19 protein-coding genes are annotated in these 17993 nt (G+C 74.4%); 13 read left to right on the plus strand and 6 right to left on the minus strand.

The window, feature by feature from the left end; genetic code table 11:
* The first annotated feature begins 208 nt into the window (after positions 1–208).
* Positions 209–1852 carry a phospholipase D-like domain-containing protein gene (locus ACIQUT_RS10635; protein ID WP_403561562.1) on the plus strand — a complete coding sequence of 548 codons (1644 nt, stop codon included), beginning with the start codon at positions 209–211 and terminating at the stop codon, positions 1850–1852.
* 83 nt (positions 1853–1935) lie between these two features.
* On the opposite strand, the gene ACIQUT_RS10640 is transcribed toward ACIQUT_RS10635, so the two are convergent.
* Positions 1936–2436, minus strand: coding sequence for a hypothetical protein (locus ACIQUT_RS10640; protein ID WP_403561564.1), 501 nt, complete (start codon positions 2434–2436; stop codon positions 1936–1938).
* A 281-nt stretch (positions 2437–2717) separates the two neighbouring features.
* Here ACIQUT_RS10640 and ACIQUT_RS10645 point away from each other — a divergent pair, with 281 nt between their 5' ends.
* From ACIQUT_RS10645 to ACIQUT_RS10660, 4 genes are all read left to right on the plus strand, one after another.
* Complete coding sequence (locus ACIQUT_RS10645) at positions 2718–3932, plus strand: cytochrome P450 (RefSeq protein ID WP_403561566.1); 1215 nt, start codon at positions 2718–2720, stop codon at positions 3930–3932.
* 129 nt (positions 3933–4061) lie between these two features.
* Entirely contained in the window at positions 4062–4310 is a 249-nt protein-coding gene (locus tag ACIQUT_RS10650; RefSeq protein WP_403561568.1) for a hypothetical protein, read from the plus strand.
* A gap of 105 nt (positions 4311–4415) precedes the next feature.
* Positions 4416–5108 carry an RraA family protein gene (locus ACIQUT_RS10655; RefSeq protein WP_403561570.1) on the plus strand — a complete coding sequence of 231 codons (693 nt, stop codon included), beginning with the start codon at positions 4416–4418 and terminating at the stop codon, positions 5106–5108.
* A gap of 103 nt (positions 5109–5211) precedes the next feature.
* Positions 5212–6840 (plus strand): AMP-binding protein, encoded by a 1629-nt coding sequence (locus tag ACIQUT_RS10660; protein ID WP_403561572.1) that lies wholly within the window; start codon positions 5212–5214, stop codon positions 6838–6840.
* A gap of 48 nt (positions 6841–6888) precedes the next feature.
* Here ACIQUT_RS10660 and ACIQUT_RS10665 read toward each other — a convergent pair whose 3' ends face one another.
* Entirely contained in the window at positions 6889–7215 is a 327-nt protein-coding gene (locus ACIQUT_RS10665; RefSeq protein WP_403561574.1) for a putative quinol monooxygenase, read from the minus strand.
* An 87-nt stretch (positions 7216–7302) separates the two neighbouring features.
* Complete coding sequence (locus ACIQUT_RS10670) at positions 7303–8118, minus strand: IclR family transcriptional regulator (protein WP_403561576.1); 816 nt, start codon at positions 8116–8118, stop codon at positions 7303–7305.
* A gap of 107 nt (positions 8119–8225) precedes the next feature.
* On the opposite strand from ACIQUT_RS10670, the gene ACIQUT_RS10675 reads away from it, so the two are divergent.
* Positions 8226–8930: a hemerythrin domain-containing protein gene (locus ACIQUT_RS10675; RefSeq protein WP_403561578.1), complete on the plus strand. Its 705-nt coding sequence runs from the start codon at positions 8226–8228 to the stop codon at positions 8928–8930.
* Positions 8931–9140: 210 nt separating this feature from the next.
* Here the strand turns inward: ACIQUT_RS10675 and ACIQUT_RS10680 are convergent, their stop codons facing one another.
* Positions 9141–9749, minus strand: coding sequence for a hypothetical protein (locus tag ACIQUT_RS10680; protein ID WP_403561580.1), 609 nt, complete (start codon positions 9747–9749; stop codon positions 9141–9143).
* Between the two features lie 133 nt (positions 9750–9882).
* On the opposite strand from ACIQUT_RS10680, the gene ACIQUT_RS10685 reads away from it, so the two are divergent.
* The 7 genes from ACIQUT_RS10685 to ACIQUT_RS10715 all read left to right on the plus strand — a co-directional run bounded on the left by ACIQUT_RS10685 (position 9883) and on the right by ACIQUT_RS10715 (position 15587).
* The gene (locus ACIQUT_RS10685) at positions 9883–10560 is read left to right on the plus strand and encodes a response regulator transcription factor (protein WP_403561582.1); all 678 of its coding nucleotides are present in this window, start codon (positions 9883–9885) and stop codon (positions 10558–10560) included.
* Positions 10553–12067, plus strand: coding sequence for a sensor histidine kinase (locus ACIQUT_RS10690; protein WP_403561584.1), 1515 nt, complete (start codon positions 10553–10555; stop codon positions 12065–12067). Before ACIQUT_RS10685 ends, ACIQUT_RS10690 begins: the two co-directional genes overlap by 8 nt.
* Positions 12068–12365: 298 nt before the next feature.
* Positions 12366–12593, plus strand: coding sequence for a hypothetical protein (locus tag ACIQUT_RS10695; RefSeq protein ID WP_403561586.1), 228 nt, complete (start codon positions 12366–12368; stop codon positions 12591–12593).
* Complete coding sequence (locus ACIQUT_RS10700) at positions 12590–13174, plus strand: hypothetical protein (RefSeq protein WP_403561588.1); 585 nt, start codon at positions 12590–12592, stop codon at positions 13172–13174. Before ACIQUT_RS10695 ends, ACIQUT_RS10700 begins: the two co-directional genes overlap by 4 nt.
* 63 nt (positions 13175–13237) lie before the next feature.
* Entirely contained in the window at positions 13238–13654 is a 417-nt protein-coding gene (locus tag ACIQUT_RS10705) for a GntR family transcriptional regulator (RefSeq protein ID WP_403561590.1), read from the plus strand.
* Positions 13655–13668: 14 nt separating this feature from the next.
* Positions 13669–14640, plus strand: coding sequence for an ABC transporter ATP-binding protein (locus ACIQUT_RS10710; RefSeq protein WP_403561592.1), 972 nt, complete (start codon positions 13669–13671; stop codon positions 14638–14640).
* Positions 14637–15587 (plus strand): ABC transporter permease subunit, encoded by a 951-nt coding sequence (locus ACIQUT_RS10715; protein WP_403561594.1) that lies wholly within the window; start codon positions 14637–14639, stop codon positions 15585–15587. Before ACIQUT_RS10710 ends, ACIQUT_RS10715 begins: the two co-directional genes overlap by 4 nt.
* 67 nt (positions 15588–15654) lie before the next feature.
* Here the strand turns inward: ACIQUT_RS10715 and ACIQUT_RS10720 are convergent, their stop codons facing one another.
* Complete coding sequence (locus tag ACIQUT_RS10720; protein WP_403561596.1) at positions 15655–16935, minus strand: serine hydrolase domain-containing protein; 1281 nt, start codon at positions 16933–16935, stop codon at positions 15655–15657.
* Between the two features lie 110 nt (positions 16936–17045).
* Entirely contained in the window at positions 17046–17891 is an 846-nt protein-coding gene (locus tag ACIQUT_RS10725) for a C40 family peptidase (RefSeq protein ID WP_403561598.1), read from the minus strand.
* Positions 17892–17993: the final 102 nt, after the last annotated feature.

Genomic DNA, 17993 nt, shown 5'->3' on the forward strand with positions numbered 1-17993 from the left:
ACCAACATCGTTGTCATTGAATCGACCACTTGTCCAATCGGCGATTCTCGGTCAATTTTTCTCGATGGGTGCGCGGTCGGGCAAAGCGGGTGGCCGAATCCGATGTGCACGATTCCCGGGATATCCGACCCGGTGGTAACTTCCGCGAGTTGATCTTGCCGGCGGCCCGGTCTGCGGCGACGGCGATCCCTCGTCCAAGGAAGTCACATTGCACCGCCATTCCCTTCTGCGCTCCTCCGCCCTTGCCGCCGGAGCAGCCGTCTCCGCGGCCGTCCTGGCCCTGTTCCCGGCGGTGCCCGCGGCCGCCGCGCCCGCCGCCGGCGCCACCCCTGCGCCCCACCTCGACGCCGTCGAGCAGATGCTCCGCCAGGTGTCCCCCGGCCTTGAGGGGTCGGTGTGGGAGCGGACGGGCGGCAACGTCCTGGACGCGTCCTCGGCGGGCGGTGCCGACTGGCTGCTGCAGACCCCCGGCTGCTGGGGCGACAACACGTGTGCGACGCGCCCCGGCACGGAGCGCCTGCTGGCGAAGATGACGGAGAACATCTCCCAGGCGACACAGACCGTCGACATATCGACCCTCGCGCCCTTCCCCAACGGCGCGTTCCAGGACGCCATCGTCGCGGGCCTGAAGTCCGCGGCCGGGCGCGGGAACCAGCTCAAGGTGCGCATCCTCGTCGGCGCCGCCCCCGTCTACCACCTGAACGTGGTGCCGTCGAAGTACCGGGACGAACTGGTCGCCAAGCTCGGCCCGGACGCCGCGCGCGTGGACCTCAACGTCGCCTCGATGACCACCTCGAAGACGGCGTTCTCCTGGAACCACTCCAAGATCCTGGTGGTGGACGGCCAGTCCGTCATCACCGGCGGCATCAACAGCTGGAAGGACGACTACACGGAGACCACCCACCCGGTCGCCGACGTCGACCTCGCGCTGCGCGGTCCGGCGGCCGCCTCGGCGAGCCGGTACCTGGACGAACTGTGGTCCTGGACCTGCCGGAACAAGAGCAACATCGCCAACGTCTGGTTCGCCTCTTCCAACGGCGCCGCCTGCATGCCCGCCCTGGCCAAGGGCAACCCGGCACCGGCGCCCGCGCCCGCGCCGGGCCAGGGCGGCGGCGTGCCCGCCATCGCCGTCGGCGGCCTCGGCGTCGGCATCAAGCGCAACGACCCGGTGTCCACCTTCCGGCCCACCCTGACCGGCGCCCCCGACACCAAGTGCGTCGTCGGCCTGCACGACAACACCAACGCCGATCGCGACTACGACACCGTCAACCCGGAGGAGAGCGCGCTGCGGACGCTGATCTCCAGCGCGAACCGGAACATCGAGATCTCCCAGCAGGACATGAACGCGACCTGCCCGCCGCTGCCCCGCTACGACATCCGCGTCTACGACGCCCTCGCGGCGAAGATGGCCGCCGGCGTGAAGGTCCGCATCGTCGTCAGCGACCCCGAGAACCGCGGTGCCGTGGGCAGTGGCGGCTACTCGCAGATCAAGTCGCTGTCCGAGATCAGCGACACCCTCCGCGACCGACTCGCCCTGCTCACCGGCGACCAGGGCACGGCCCGCGCCGCGATGTGCTCGAACCTCCAGCTGGCCACGTTCCGCAGCGCGCAGAGCCCGAAGTGGGCGGACGGCCGCCCGTACGCGCAGCACCACAAGCTGGTCTCGGTGGACAACGCGGCCTTCTACATCGGCTCGAAGAACCTCTACCCGGCGTGGCTCCAGGACTTCGGCTACATCGTGGAGAGCCCGGCCGCGGCCGGGCAGCTGAACGAGCAGCTGCTGGCCCCGCAGTGGCAGTACTCCCGCGCGACCGCCACGGTCGACCACGAGCGCGGCATCTGCCAGGCCTGACCCATGCCCGAACGGGCCCGCCCCCCGGCCTTGTCCGGGCCGGGGGACGGGTTCGTACTGCCGGGCGCGGCGCTGGGCCGGGGTCAGCGGAAGAGCATGGAGGCGTCGCCGGCCGCGGTGGTGACCGATCCGGGGCACAGGAAGCTGCCCGAGACCTTGGCGGCGGTGAAGGCCTGGTTGACGTACTTGCGGGTGGCCCCGTCGCGGTTCCAGGCGATGTTCGAGGCCTTGTAGCGGCAGGAGATGAAGCTCTGCCTGCCGGTGATGTCGATGGCGTCCGTCTTCGCGGTGTCGGCGGCGTCGTCGAAGGTGAAGACGGGGTTGTTGTTGAGGGCTGCGGTGATCCCGCCGCCGCAGCTCAGGTTGCCGCCCGGCGTGTTGATGGTCGTGCGGTCGACGGTCAGGGTGCTCGGGGGGTTGGCGCTGGTGCGCCCGTTGGTCCAGGTGCAGGTGTTGCCCGCGACCACGATGGTGCCGTCGAGCCGCTGCTCGGCCGAGGGGCCGAAGGCGCTTGCCGGTACGGCGCTGCCGACGAGCAGCGCGGCCGCCAGGGCGGTCACGCCCGGCCAGGTGGAGGTCTTCATGCTGTCGCTCCTCTTCGCCACGTCCTGTGGGGTGTGAAGCGGGGCCTGGGTGGGCCACGCCGGCGTGCACCCGGCGGGCGGAGGCGGTGTCCGCGGACCGGCCGGGGGAGAGAGCTGGTGCGGCGTACGCGACGGAAGGTCCCACGAAGACCTTGAAATGTCAGGAGCATGCCAAGATTTTGGCCGGATCGCCTCCGTCACCCGGCCGCCCCCGCCGTCCGGTACGGCCACAAGCCCGGTGCGCCATGGGGGAATTCAGTCGAAACGCGTAAGGACACCGCATGACCCAGCAGGCGGCCGCCGGCCACCTCCCGTGCCCCTTCGACGCATCCTTCGCCGCCGACCCGCACGCGCTCTACGCGCGGCTGCGCGCCGCCGGACCGGTGCACCGCATCGCGCTGCCCGACGGCTCGCCCGTATGGCTCGTCACCCGCGAGGCGGATGTGCGCAGCGGGCTCTCCGACCCGCGGCTTTCGGTCAACAAGCGGCATTCCACCACCGGTTTCAGCGGCTTCTCACTGCCGCCCGCCCTCGACCGCAACCTGCTGAACATCGACCCCGAGGACCACCAGCGCCTGCGCCGCCTGGTGTCCCAGGCCTTCACCCCGCGCCACGCCGAACGCCTGCGCGCCGGCATCCAGGCCTGCGCCGACGACCTGGTGACGCGGCTCGCGGACCGGATTGCCGCCGACGGCGAGGCCGACCTGGTCGCGGAGCTCGCCCACCCCCTGCCGCTGCGGGTCATCGGCGCGCTGCTCCGCGTACCCGGCCCCGACCAGGAGCGGTTCGTCGGCTGGATCGCCACGATGCTCGCCCCGCGCTCGCGCGAGGACCTCGTGGCCGCGGTCGGCGCCGTCCACCGGTTCCTCGTCGACCTCGTGGCCGAGCGGCGCACGCACCCCGGCGAGGACCTGCTCTCCGACCTGATCGCCGCCCGCGACGAGGACGACCGCCTCACCGAGGACGAACTCGTCTCCCTCGCCTTCCTGATCCTGATGGCCGCCAGCGAGACCGTCCAGCACGTCATCAGCGCCGGCACCCTCACCCTGATGACCCACCCCGACCAGCTGGCCGCCCTCCGCGCGGACCCCGGGCTGCTCCCCGGCGCCGTCGAGGAACTGCTGCGCCACACCTCCCCCCACCAGACGGCGATCCGCCGCTTCCCCACCGAACCCGTGGACATCGGCGGCGTCCGGATCCCGGCCGGCGACACGGTGCTGTTCGGCCTGGCCTCCGCACACCGGGACCCGGCCCGCTACCCGGACCCGGACCGCTTCGACATCACCCGCCGGGACAAGGCCCACCTCGCGCTCGGCCACGGCCTGCACTACTGCCTGGGCGCCCCGCTGGCCCGCCTGCAGATCGGCGCCGCGCTGGGCACCCTGCTCGACCGGCTCCCGGACCTCCGCCCGGCCCGCCCGCTCGACGCGCTCCCGTGGGCCGCCACGTTCCGCTTCCACGCCCTGCGGTCCCTGCCGGTCACCTGCCGCCCGTAGCCCGGCACCTCCTCGCGCCCGTCCGCCCGTCCGCCCGTCCGCCCGTCCGCGCGCCGCCCGTGAGCCCGATGGCGGACGGCGGGCCCGTGTCCGGATGCGGGCCCGCCCGTCCCGGCGGAGGCTGGGCGCATGCACCATGCGCCGATCGTCGTCCACCGGATCGCGCCCGCGGGCGGCCGCCGGGTCTCCCTGCGGGCCGAGGGCCAGGACTCGGTCCTGGGCCTGGCCCGCAGCGACGCCGACGTCATCGAGTTCCTGCGCCGGGCCGGCGTACCCGATCCCGACGACATGGTCCTCGGCGACTCCCCGCTGATCGAATGGATGACCGACGATCCGCACACCTACGAGGCGGAGCCCTCGGACACCGACATCCCCTGAGCGGCTGCCCGCCCCGCGGCGCACCGGGCGGCACCATGGGGGCGGGCGGCCCGTTCCGCCGCCCCGACCGGAGGTCCCGGAGGACCCGGAGGAGAAGGGGAGCCGATGCTGAAGGACTTCGCCGACCTGTCCACCCCGCTCGTCGCCGACGCGTGCGTGCGCACCGGCGTGCCGCTGCGCGTCGCGCCGCCCGGCATCGGAGCGGTCGTCATCGGGCAGTGGATCGCCGGGCCCGCGCTGCCGGTACGCCACTACGGCAGCGTCGACGTGTTCCTGGAGGCGTTCGGCGGCGCCCGGCACGGTGACGTCCTGGTCATCGACAACGGCGGCCGCACCGATGAGGCCTGCGTGGGCGACCTGGCCGCGCTGGAGGCCGACCGGGCCGGCCTGGCGGGCCTGGCGGTGTGGGGGCTGCACCGCGACACGCCGGAGCTGGCGGAGATCGGCCTCCCCGTCTTCAGCTACGGATCCCTGCCGGCCGGTCCCGTGCGGCTGGACGACCGGGAGCCGGAGGCGCTGTCCAGCGCCCGCTTCGGGACGCACCTGGTGACCGGCGGCGACGTCGTCTTCGGCGACGCGGACGGGGTGCTGTTCGTCGCCGCAGACCGGGTGGAGGAGGTACTGGACGCGGCCCGGCGGATCCGGGACACCGAGCGGGAGCAGGCCCGCAGGATCCGCTCGGGCGACACCCTGCGCCGGCAGACGGCCTTCGCCGACTACCTGGTCCTGCGGGAGGCCGACCCGTCGTACACCTTCCGTCGGCACCTGCGGCGGATCGGGGGCGCCATCGAGGAATAGCCGGGGAGCGGACCGGGGAGCGGGTCGGGGAGTGGTGTGAAGAGCGGCGGGCCCGGGGCGCCGGACCGGCTAGGATGCACCGCCACCGATCGAGGAGGAACGTGTGTCCGCTGCGTCGAGCTATGCGTCCGGGGTCTGTGAAGTGCCGCTGCTGGGCGACACGATCGGGGGGAATCTGGATCGCACCGTACGCCGCTTCCCCGGCCGTGACGCGCTCGTCGAGGCCGCTACCGGGCGCCGCTGGACGTACGCGGAGTTCGCCGCCGATGTCGACGCCCTCGCCCTCGGCCTGCTCGGCCTCGGCATCGCCAAGGGCGACCGGGTCGGCATCTGGGCCCCCAACCGCGCCGAGTGGACGCTCGTGCAGTACGCCACCGCCAGGCTCGGCGCGATCCTCGTCACCGTGAACCCGGCTTACCGGGCCCACGAGTTGGAGTACGTGCTGCGGCAGTCGGGGATGCGGATGCTGGTTGCCGCGGACCGCTTCAAGACCTCCGACTACGCCGCCATGATCCAGGAAGTGCGGCCGCGCTGCCCGGAGTTGGAGTTCACGGTCCTGCTGGACGGGCCCGACTGGGCGGCCCTGCTGGAGCGGGGGCGCGGCGGCGATCCGGCCGAACTGGCCCGCGCCGGGGCCGGACTGAGCCCGGACGACCCGGTCAACATCCAGTACACGTCGGGGACCACCGGCTTCCCCAAGGGTGCGACCCTGTCGCACCACAACATCCTCAACAACGGTTTCTTCGTGGGCGAGTTGTGCCACTACACCGAGCAGGACCGGGTCTGCATCCCGGTCCCGTTCTACCACTGCTTTGGCATGGTCATGGGGAATCTGGCGTGTACGAGCCGCGGGGCGGCGATGGTCATCCCCGCCCCCTCCTTCGACCCGGCGGCCACCCTGGCCGCGGTCGAGGCCGAGCGGTGCACCTCGCTGTACGGCGTCCCCACCATGTTCATCGCCGAGCTGGCCGACCCGGGTTTCGCCCGGTACGACCTGTCCAGCCTGCGGACCGGCATCATGGCCGGCTCGCCCTGCCCGGTCGAGGTGATGAAGGAGGTCATCGACCGCATGGGCATGACCGAGGTGTCGATCTGCTACGGCATGACGGAGACCTCCCCGGTGTCGACGCAGACCCGCGCCGACGACTCCCTCGAACGCCGGGTCTCCACCGTGGGCCGGGTCGGCCCGCACCTGGAGGTCAAGGTCGTCGACCCGCAGACCGGCCGGACCGTCCCGCGCGGCGAGCCGGGGGAGCTGTGCACCCGCGGCTACTCGGTGATGCTCGGCTACTGGGGCGAACCGGAGCGGACCGCCGAGGCGGTCGACGCGGCGCGCTGGATGCACACCGGGGACCTGGCGGTCATGGACGACGACGGCTACCTCGGCATCACCGGCCGCATCAAGGACATGGTCATCCGCGGTGGGGAGAACGTGTACCCGCGGGAGATCGAGGAGTTCCTCCACGCCCACCCGGACATCCTGGACGTGCAGGTCATCGGCGTGCCCGACGCCAGGTACGGGGAGGAGCTGATGGCGTGGGTGCGGATGCGCGACGGTGCCGCGCCGCTGACCGCGGAAGCCGTCCGCGCGTACTGCGACGGACGGCTGGCCCGCTTCAAGATCCCGCGCTACGTCCACGTGGTGGAGGAGTTCCCGATGACCGTCACCGGGAAGATCCGCAAGGTCGAGATGCGCGAGACGGCCGCCCGCCTGCTGGACCTCCCCGTGTGACGGGGGCGCCGTGACGCGCCTGCGGCGGCGCCTGGACGTGACGGGGGCTCAGTCGCGCGGCGACAGCTCGGCCATGGTGTTCCAGCCCTGGCCGGGCACCTCGACGTGGATGATCTCCGGGCGGGTGGCGATGGCGCGGGCCATCGTCTCCATGCCGGCCTTGAAGTGGTCCGACGCGACGTGCACGGCGCCCGCCTCGGCGTCGGCGAAGCCCTCCAGCAGCGTGTACTTGGTGGGGTCGTCGACGCTGCGCGACCAGTCGTAGAAGAGGTTGCCCGGCTCGTTGCGGGTGGCCCGGGTGAAGTCGTCGACGATCGTGAGCCAGTCGTCGCTGAACTCGGGACGGACGTCGAACCTGACGGCAATGAAGATCATACGGCCAGCCTGGCAGGCGGCGCCCGGGCGGCGCACCCGGGCGCGCCCGTTTTCCGGCACCGTCGGAAAACTCCGCGCGGTCCGGCGTCAGCGGGGGCCCGGGCCCGCGGCGAGCACCTCTTCGGCGGTCCGGACGAGGGCCGTGTGGATCTCCCGGGTCCGCCGCCGGAACTCCGCGGTCGGCAGCGACACCGACAGGGCGTGCACCGCGTCACCGCCGGCGCCGCCGCCGGCGCGACCGGCGCCACCGCCGGGCTTGCCGGCGCCGCGCGGCAGGGCGACGGCCACGCAGGTGTATGCGGGATCGGCCTCCCCGACGGACACGGCGAAGCCCTGCCCCCGCACCCGGGACAGCTCCGCCTCCAGGACGTCGGCGCGGGTGATGGTGGCCCCGGTCAGCCGGGCCATCCCGTGCTCGGCCAGGTACCGCCGCAGCGCCGGCCGCGGCAGCTCGGCCAGCAGCGCCTTGCCGTGCGCCGTGGCGTGGGCCCGGGTCTCCCGCCCCGGGGTGAAGGGGTTGCCGGTGTCCGTGACCGGCGCCGTCGTGTCGACCACCGTGATCAGACCGCCCCGGTACGCGGTGTGGTACGCCTCGGCTCCGGTGGCGCGGCGCAGCCGGGCCAGCACGTCCGCCATGCGCGGGGCCGGCTCCAACTGCCGCAGCAGGCTCCGGTGCAGCCCGGGGATCCGGGGCCCCAGCACGTACCCCTGCGCGGTGCGCACCAGGTAGCCGCGCTCGGTGAGCGGGGCCAGCAGGTGGTAGGCCGTGGACAGCGAGCACTCCAGCCGACGCGCCAGCGCCTTCGCGCTCACCGGCCCGCCGCCCGTGTCGGCGACGGCGTCGAGGATCGCCAGGGCGCGGTCGACGGACTGCGGACCGGTACCGGGACCGGTGTACGGCATGGCGGTTCCCCAGGCTTGACGGCGGGACAGGCGTACGAGACTACGGCGCCCGGCGGCGTTCATCGAACGTTGACCGAATACACAGGAGCGGCGGGCAGAGTCGCGGCATGGACAGCGAACGCACCTGCGCCACCGCGGCATCGCGGCGCGGCACCGGCACCGGCCCCGACCTCACCGGCATCCGGCTCGCCCACCGGGCGATGCTCGCCGACATCGACCGCCTCGCCGGGCTGCTCGCCGGTCTCGCCTCGGCCGGCCGGCCGGTGCCCGCCGGGCGGGCCGCCGCCATCGCCGCGTACGTGCACCGCTACCACGCCGTCGTCCGGGGGCACCACCACGGTGAGGACCGGGTCCTGTGGCCGCTGGTCCTCGACGCCGTGCCGGACGCGGCCGACACGGTTGCCGGCCTGGTCCGCTTCGCCGACGACCACGAGGCGCTCGACGCCCTCCAGGCCGCCTGCGACACGGCCGCGGACCGCTTCGCCGCCGACCCGGACGGCTGCGCACGGGAACTGGCGGGCCTCCTCGCCCGGCAGCGGGACCTGCTCGCCCGGCACGTCGCGGCCGAGGAGGAGCACCTCTTCCCGCTGATCACCGGCCGGGTGCCCGGAGCCGCGTACGCCGCCGCCGAGGCCGGCATCCGCTCCGCGGACCGCGCGGCGGACCCGGCGTGGGCCCGCGGCTGGCTGCTCAGCCACGCCACCCCCGGCGAGCTGCACCGCCTGCTGCCCGGCGGGTCCGCGGACCCCGCCGCCGTACGGCCGCTGCTGCGCGCGTACGCCGACGAGGCCGAGGCCGTCTTCGCCGGCTGACGGCGGCGCCGCCCGTGCCCGTGCCTGCGCCTACGTCTGCGCCTGCGCTCCGCGGGGGGTGTGGTGAGGGGCCGGCGAGCGCCTGCGGGCCCGTCGTGGCCGGTCGCGCAGTTCCCCGCGCCCCTTCGGGGCGCCGCCGAACCGCAGCCGACTTCGCCCCGGCCGAGGACCTGCCGGGGGGCGCGGCCGCCCCCGGCAGGTGCCGGGTCGTCAGGGGCGGGTGCCGCGGACCGTGTTTCCGGTGACCGTGCCGTCCTCGCCGTTCAGGGTCACGGCGTGGCGGACGCCGTCGGGGCCGAGGACCACCGCCAGCCAGGCGCTCTTGCCGCCCTCCTGGGGCACCGCCCGCAGGGCCTCGACCTTGCCGCCCTCCACGGCGGCCGCCGCCTTCTCCACGGCCTGCGCCGCCGGCAGCGCGGGCAGCGGCACCGGGGCCTTGACGCTGCCGCCCTCGCCCCGGCCCGGCTTCAGGCCCGGTACCGGCCAGCCGCGCTCCCCGTCGACCATGGGCGGCTCGCCGCCCATGAGCCGCTTCTGCCCGAACGGGCCGTCCGCCGGCCCCGCCCCGCGGCCGTGGTGCGCGCGGGCCTCCGCGGCGAACTTCGCCCGCGCGTGCTCCCGGTGGTGGTCGTGCCCGGCCGCCACGGCCACGGCCGCCGCACCGCCGCCGACCGCCGCGACCACGCCGAGCGCCACCCACCGCGTACGCCCCTCGCGGACCAGCCGGGCCACCCGGCCGCGGCTCGCCGCCGCCGGACCGGCCTTCGTCTCGTCCGCTCCCGTGGGGGACTCGGCGGGCTGGGGGCTGGACTGAGTCATGAGACTGCTCCTCGCGTTCTCCGGGCACCGTGCCCGGCTCGCCGGATCCTGCACCGGCCATCCTGAAGCCACGCTGAAGCCGGCTGAAGACCTCTTCAGCAAACCGCCGCGGCGACCTGAGAACCTTGACCCCATGCGCGTACTGGTGGTCGAGGACGAACGGCGGCTCGCCGCTGCCCTGCAGCGGGGGCTGCAGGCCGAGGGCTTCTCGGTGGACGTCGCCCACGACGGCCTGGAGGGCCTCTGGCTGGCGTGCGAGCACGACTACGACGCCGTCGTGCTCGACATCATGCTGCCCGGCCTCAACGGCTACCGGGTCTGCGCCCGGCTGCGGGCGAGCGGCTGCGAGTCCGGGATCCTCATGCTCACCGCCAAGGACGGCGAGTACGACGAGGCCGAGGCCCTCGACACCGGCGCGGACGACTTCCTCTCGAAGCCCTTCTCGTACGTCGTCCTCGTCGCCCGGCTGCGCGCCCTCGTCCGGCGCACCGGGCGCCGCCGCCCGCAGGTCATGGAGTTCGGCGACCTGGTCATCGACCCGGCCCGGCAGCGCTGCACCCGCGGCGGCACCGAGGCGCGGCTGACGTCGCGGGAGTTCGCGGTCCTGGAGTACCTGGCCCGGAGGGCCGGGGAAGTCGTCCCCAAACGGGACATATTGGAGAACGTCTGGGATGCCGCCTACGACGGCGACCTGAACGTCGTCGAGGTGCACGTCAGCGCCCTGCGCCGGAAGATCGACGCCCCCTTCGGCCGGGCCGCGGTGGAGACCGTCCGCGGCGCGGGCTACCGACTGGCGGCCGACGGTGGCTGACCCCGCGCCCGGCAGCGGCTCCTCCCCGGCGAGCGGCAACGGCCCTGCGCCCGCGAGTGGCAGCGCCCCTGGCCGCGCCTCCGCGAGCGACCCCGACCGCGCCCCCGCGAGCGGCGCCCGCTTCGCCGCCCGGCTGCGTGCGGTGGTGCGGCGGCTGCGCCCCGGCTCGGTCCGCGCGCGGGCCACGCTCGGTGCCACCGCCGTGGTGGCCCTGGCCCTCGGTGCGGCCTCCTTCGCCCTGCTCGGCATCCTGGACGGCAGGCTCGTGCGCGGCGCCCAGGCCGATGCCGAGCGGCAGGCCCTCGCCACCGCCGCCCTCGCGGCGCGCGGCCGGCTCGACAGCGTGCTGGTGCCGGGCCGCGGCATCGAGTTCCTCCAGGTCGTCGACGCCGCGGGCCGTGTCCTCGCCGCCAGCCCCGACCTCGCCGGCCGTCCCGCACTGACCCCGACCCGCCCCGGCAAGCCGGGCACCGTCCGCAACACCTGGAAGCCCGCCCCGGCGCGCGGCGAACACCGCCTCCGCGTCGTCCAGGTCACCACCGTCGCCGAGGAAGGGCTGGTCACCGTCTACGCGGGGACCTCCCTCCGGCAGGCCGATGCCGCGGACGAGGCCATCACCGCCGCCCTGGCCGTGGCCGTGCCGCTGCTCGTCCTCACCGTGGCCCTGGTCACGTGGAGGGTGACCGGCTGGGCGCTGCGCCCCGTCGAGGCGATCCGCGCCGAGGTCGCCGAGATCAGCGAACGCGACCTGCACCGCAGGGTGCCCGTACCGCGCAGCCAGGACGAGGTGGCCCGGCTCGCCGTCACGATGAACGCCACCCTGGACCGGCTGGAGGCCGCCGGGATCCGCCAGCGCCGGTTCATCGCCGACGCCTCGCACGAACTGCGCAGCCCCATCACGGTGCTCCGCACCCAGCTGGAGGTCGCCCAGGCCCATCCCGACCCGGCGCTCTGGGGTGAACTGGTAGGCGGTGCGCTGGAGGACACCGTACGGCTCCAGGACCTCGCCTCCGACCTGCTCCTGCTGGCCCGCCTCGACACCTCGGAGCCGCCCCCGGACTCCGCGGTCGACCTCGCCGAGGTGGCCCGGGCGGCGGCCCGCGCGCGCCGCCGCGACCGCATCCCCGTCGACCTGGAGATCGCCGACGAGGCCGCCGTGCGCGGCAGCACGCTCTGGCTCTCCCGCCTGGTCGCCAACCTCCTGGACAACGCGCAGCGCCATGCCGAGCGGCAGGTCCTGCTGTCGCTGCGCGTCGACCGGGACCGCGGCACGGCGGTCGTGGAGGTACGGGACGACGGCCCGGGCATCCCGGCCGCCGACCGCGAGCGGGTCTTCGAGCGGTTCACCCGCCTCGACGACGCCCGCAGCCGCGACGAGGGGGGCACCGGCCTGGGCCTGGCCATAGCGCGGGACATCGCCACCCGTCTCGGCGGCACCCTCGCCGCCCTGGACGCCCCGGCCGGCGCCCGCCTGGTGGCCACCCTCCCCCTGGACACGGCGGAGTAGGACGGCGCAGGACCCTGCGCGCCGGGGGGATCGCGCGCGCCGGGGGACTGCGCGACTCGGCACGCCGTCCCCGGGCCCCGGCTCCCGGACCGCGGCTGACCTGCGGCCCTGGCACATCCGCGCGGCCGGGCGGGCTCCCCGGGCGAATCTGATTGTTCCCCGTTCTGCTTTTTTCGCGCCTGTCCATCTGTGTTCACTCCATGCTTGCCTCGGCTCTTGAAGGGGGGTGTGCGACACCGCCAAGGGCCGTGTCCCGTACGGAATTCGCCCATGGCCCAAGCAGCCGGAGGACGGCTCGATGAAGAACAACCGGATGATCGTCACGGTGGTGGCGCTCTTAGCGATCTTCGCCTTCAGTGTGGTGATGGTGGTGGCGGGACAGCCCGTCGCCGCGGTCACCGCGCTGATCCCGTCGGCCGCCCTCGGCGTGCAGCAGATCGTGCAGGCCGGCACGGGAGCGGCCGAGGGCCGACGCGAGCGGCGGCCCTCCCCGCAGCCCGAGCGGGAAGAGGAGGCGCAGGGATGACCATTCCCTCGGCACCCCGGGACGTGCCCCAGGACAGGCGGGGCAAGCGGGGGCGGCGGCTCGGGCCCATCGCCGACGGCACCGGCGCGGCGCAGCGGGCCATGCGGGGCGCCGCGGACGACCTCCAGGCGCTGTGCGAGACCGCCGTCACCAGCGCCGCCGTCAGCGCGCTGGGCGGCGGCTTCCTCACCCAGGCGCTGCCCCAGCCGTCCGGGGCGCGCGTCCTGGGCTGCATCCTGCTGCTGACCGACGCCGAGGACTCCGCCCGCTTCTGGTGGCAGTACGCGGCGGGTGCCGGGGACTCGATCGCCACCCACTGCCTGTACCTCCACCACCTGGCCCTGGGCGAGAACCGGCAGGCGGTGTGGTGGCGCCGCCAGACCGCCCCGGCCGGGGACGCCGGCCTGCCCGCGGCCCTGCGGACACCGCAGGCCGAGCACACGGCGACGGTCGACGCCGTCATGGAGTACGTCTCCGCCGCGGTCCGCTATGTCGACGACGATCTCGAACTCCCCCTGCCCGCACCGGACTTCAGTGAGCGGATCCGGGCCATCACGGCTGCCGGCGGCCCGTCGGCTTGACGATCCGCGATCTTCCGCTGCACCATTCCACTAACACATTAGTGGAATGGTGGTGAAGCAGAGATGATCGAGTTCCAGGTGGACCGGCACAGCGGTGTCGCGACGTACCTACAGCTCGTCAACCAGGTCAAACAGGCGCTCAGGCTGGGCGTCCTGGAACCGGGGGACCGGCTGCCGACCGCCAGGGCCGTCGTCGAGGCCACCGCGATCAACCCCAACACCGTGCTGAAGGCCTACCGCGAGCTGGAGCGCGAAGGGCTCGTCGAACCCCGCCCCGGACGGGGCACGTTCGTCACCCGCTCGCTGTCGCGCCCGGAAGCGGCCGCCGACTCGCCCCTGCGCGCGGACCTCATCGCCTGGATGGCGAGGGCGCAGGAAGCAGGACTGGGGCGCGCCGACATTCTCGCGCTCGTCGAGGCGGCACTCACCGAGACGACGGATCCCGCGCCCGCGCCCCGACCCGGCCCGGACGCACCGTGACGAGAGGACACCACGTGAACGACCCGACCGCCCCCGCGGCGCTCCGGGCAACGGCGATCGAGCACGCCTTCCGGGGGAAGAAGGCCCTGAACGGCTGCGAGTTCGAACTCCCGCCGGGCCGCATCGCCGCGCTGGTCGGCCCCAACGGGGCCGGCAAGACCACCCTGTTCCACCTGATGACCGGCCTCATGCGCCCCGACGCCGGATCCATACGCGTCTTCGGCGCGGCCCCCGGCAGCCGCGAGGCCCGCCACCGTACGGCGTACCTCGCCCAGAACAAGCCGCTCTACCCGCAGTTCACGGTCGCGGACACGCTGGCCCTGGGCCGCCGGCTCAGCCGCCGCTTCGACCTGGCGAAGGCCGAACGCATCGTCCGCGCCGGCGACATCCCCCCGAGCGCCCGGATCGGCAGCCTCTCCGGCGGCCAGCGCACCCGGGTCGCCCTCGCGGTCGCCCTGGGCAAGCAGGCCGACCTCCTCCTGCTGGACGAGCCGCTCGCCGACCTCGACCCGCTGGTCCGGCACGAGGCGATGGGCCTGCTCATGGCCGAGGTCGCCGACCGCGGCCTCACCGTCGTGATCTCCTCGCACGTGCTGCCCGAGCTGGAGAACGTCTGCGACCACGTCCTCCTCCTGCAGCAGGGCCGGATCCGGCTCGCGGGCGACACCCAGGACCTCCGGGAGGCCTACACGCGGCTCACCGGCCTCGCCGACCCCACCACCGCGGACGGCCTGCCCCGGGACGCCGACCGCGACGCCGTCGTCCACGCCACCAACACCGGCCGGCACCTGACCGCCGTCGTCCGCAACGCCCCCGGTGCCGCCCTCCCGGCCGGCGCCGACGAGCGCTGGATCACCGCGACCCCGTCCCTCGAGGAGCTCCTCCTCGCCCATCTGCGCTCGGCCCCGCGGACGACCGCACCGGTGGCGTCGCCGGCCTCGCCGTCCGCCGCCGCCGGGAACCAGGAAACGGAGGCCGCGGCATGACCGGCTCCCTGTGGCTCGCCTGGCGCCAGCAGCGCCTCCTCGTCCTCGCCGGGCTCCTGCTCGTCGCCGCCTGCACGGTCTGGGCCGCCCTGCGGCGCGCGGACCTGCTGGACGCCGTCGCCGGCTACGACCTCACCGAGTGCAAGGGCTGGAACGGCGAGTGCCCGCCCCAGGTCCAACTGGCCGTGTTCGAACAGAGCCCGGAGATCCGGGTGCTCGGCACCATCGGCCTGCTCGTCCCCGCCGCCATCGGCATGTTCTGGGGCGCCCCCCTCATCGGCCGGGAGATCGAGCGCGGCACCGTCACGCTCGCCCTCACCCAGGGCGTCGGCGCCCGCACCTGGTTCGCCGCCCGGTTCGGCCTCGCCGCGCTCTGCACCGTCGCCTTCTCCACCGTCATCGCCGCGCTGATCGCCTGGTGGTGGGAGCCGATCCCGAACATCCTGGCCGGCATCTACTGGTACGACCCGTACGTCCTCAACGCCTCCGGCCCCTCCGCCGTCGCCGGCGCCCTGTGCGCGCTGGCCGCCGGCACCGCGATCGGCCTGCTGGTACGCCGTGCCATCCCGGCCATGGTCATCACCGGCAGCGCGGTCCTGGGACTGGCCGCAGCCCTGACGTACTTCCGCCGCGACTTCGTCACCCCCGTGGACCGGATCACCCCGGGGATGACGCCCAAGCAGCCCATCGGCAGCGCCTGGTCCGCAGGCTACCGCTACCTGACGCCCGACGGCGCCCAGCACCCCCTGGAGAACTGCCTGTTCTCCGGTGACGAGCTGCGCGCCTGCATGGCGGAGCACAATTTCGTCGGCCGGGTCCACAAGGTCTACCCGAGCTCCGACTTCTGGACCTTCCAGGCCATCGACACGGCCGTCTACCTGGTCCTCGCCCTCGCGCTCGTCGCGCTGACGGCCGTCCTGCTGCGCCGCCGCCACCGCCTCGTCTGAGCGCCCCCGGCCGGCGCCCCACCCCCGTGGGAGCGCCGGCCGGGGAGTCCGCCGGAGCGCCGCCGCGTCAGCCGCGCTCCGGCAGGTCCGCGTCCGCGTCCGCGTCTGCCGGAGCGTGCCCCGGCGTCGTCGCGAGGCCGCGGCCCGCCGGCCCGGAGGCGGACTTCCCGCCGCAGAAGACGGCCTCCAGCGTGCCGCCCAGCGCGGTGTTGGCCTGGCCCCGGTTCGAGGTGTTCGCCATGGCGGCCAGCGCGCGCCGCCCGTCGCGGGTGGCGAAGGCGTACGTGTAGTAGCCCTGCACCGTGCCCGTGTGGCCGTACACCCGCACCCCGCACGTCAGGTCGTAGCGCCGCAGCCCGAGCCCGTAGAACCGGGTCCGCGCGGCATCGGTCGGGCTCATCACGAGCATCGCGTCCAGCATCCGCGGCGGCAGCAGCCGGCCCCCGAGCAGCGCGGACACGAAGGTGTTCAGGTCGGCCGGGCTGGAGATCATCGCCCCGGCGGCCTGCGCCCAGGACGCCGTCTGCTCGGTGGAGTCCACCAGCGGCGCCCCCGCCTCGTCGGGGTGGAGGTAGCCGCGCACGTGCCGCCCCGGGACCGCCGTCGCCGGGTGCACGTACGCCGTGTGGTCCAGGCCCAGCGGCTTGATGATGCGCCGCTCGTACTCCTGCGCCACACCGTGCCCGCCGGCCTTCTCGATGAGCATGCCGACGATCACGAAGTTGGTGTTCGAGTACGCGTACGCCGCCCCCGGCTGCGTGGTGCGCGGCGCGCGCAGCGCGAGGCCGACGAGCTCCCGCGGGCTGAACACCGTGTTCCGGACGGCCTCGAAGCCGGGCACGGTGCGCTCGAACATGGCGTCCGTGTAGTCGGGCAGCCCGCTGTGGTGGGACAGCAGGTGGCGCACCGTGATCCGGTCGCCGTCGGGCAGCAGCCCGGGCAGGTGCCGCTCGACCGGGTCGTCCAGGCCCAGCCGCCCCTCGGCCGCCAGCTGCAGCAGGACGACCGCGGAGAACGTCTTGGTGACGCTGCCGATCCGGAAGCGGGCCCGCGGATCCATGGCCGCTCCGCCGGCCCGGTCCCGTACCCCGACGGCCTTGGCCACGGGCCTGCCCGCTCCGGTGAAGCGGGCCATGGCCCCGGGCGCGCCGGCCGCGGTCGTACTGCGCAACGCCCGTACGAGCGCGTCGAGGTCGGGCCTCGGCGCCGGGGCGGTGGAGATGCCGGCGGGTGTGGCGGCCGGCCGGGTCACGGCGGCGGCGTGGGCGGTGGCGGCCGGTGCCACGGCGGCCGCTGCGGCCAGCAGGGCGGCGCCGATGGTCAGGCGGCGGTGGGCGGGCAGGCGCACGGTGCTCCTCGGCTGGTGCGGAGACAGGAGGGGGGAGAGGAGGGAAGAGGGGGAGGGGAGAAGGGGGGATCGTACGGCCTGGCCGGGGGCGGGCCGTGCACCGCAACGCGTCAGAAGATGCAGGTGGGCACGCCGTCCAGCCATGCGGGCCCCTGGATGTAGATGTTCGTCATCCACGCCTTGTAGTCGGGCAGATAGGACCAGGCGTCGTTGGTGTAGCCCTCCGAGGTCACCTTCTCCGCGTGCTTCTGGCACTGGACGCGGACCGTCGTCGGCCCCGGGAAGGCGTACACGCGGGCGGCCGAGACGGACGGGAGGGCCTTGGTCCAGACACCGGTGCCCCACGTCCGGAAGAGGGACCCCGTCACGGGACCGGGGTTGACGCGCACCGCCCCGTGGTAGTCGCCGGACAGCCGGACGTCACTGACCATCAGCTTCGTGCCGGACTGCCGGGCCTCCGCCATCCTGCCCGCCCCCAGGTAGACGGCGATGTGGTGCAGGTCCTGAGGGGTCCCCCACACGAGCAGGTCGCCGGGGAGGAGCGGCGCGAGGCCCTGGCCGGCCGTGAAGCGCTCGGCCGCGCGGTGCGTGTAGTACTGGGAGGACGCGGTGCCGTTCAGGACGTCCGAGCCGGTGGCCCGCGCATACGCGTACCGGACCAGGCCCGAGCAGTCGAAGCCGAGCCGTTCGGGATCGTGCTCGCTGGCCGGGTCGGTGGGGTCCACCCGGCCGTACGTGGCACCCGGCTCCGGGCCGTGGCCACCGCCCCAGCTGTACCAGACGCCGGCGGCGACCTGCTCGCAGGCGGCGGCCACCGCCCGTTCGGCCTCCGGGGAGGCCCCCGGGGCGAGGACCCGGCACGAGGCGTCGGCGGCGGCCGGGGCCGGGCCGGGAGCCCCCAGGAGGAAGGCCAGGAGCGCGATGAGCACGGCGAGGGGAGCGGACCGGCGAAGCATGGGGGACCCCGTTTCTGATGCGGCGGCGGGTACGGCACGAGCCTGCTGGCCGCGCGGCCGCGGCGTCGAGATCCGGACGTCACCCCACCCGTACGGGCAACG

The sequence above is a fragment of the Streptomyces sp. NPDC090445 genome (assembly GCF_044769385.1).
In the GTDB taxonomy this organism is placed as follows: Bacteria; Actinomycetota; Actinomycetes; order Streptomycetales; family Streptomycetaceae; genus Streptomyces.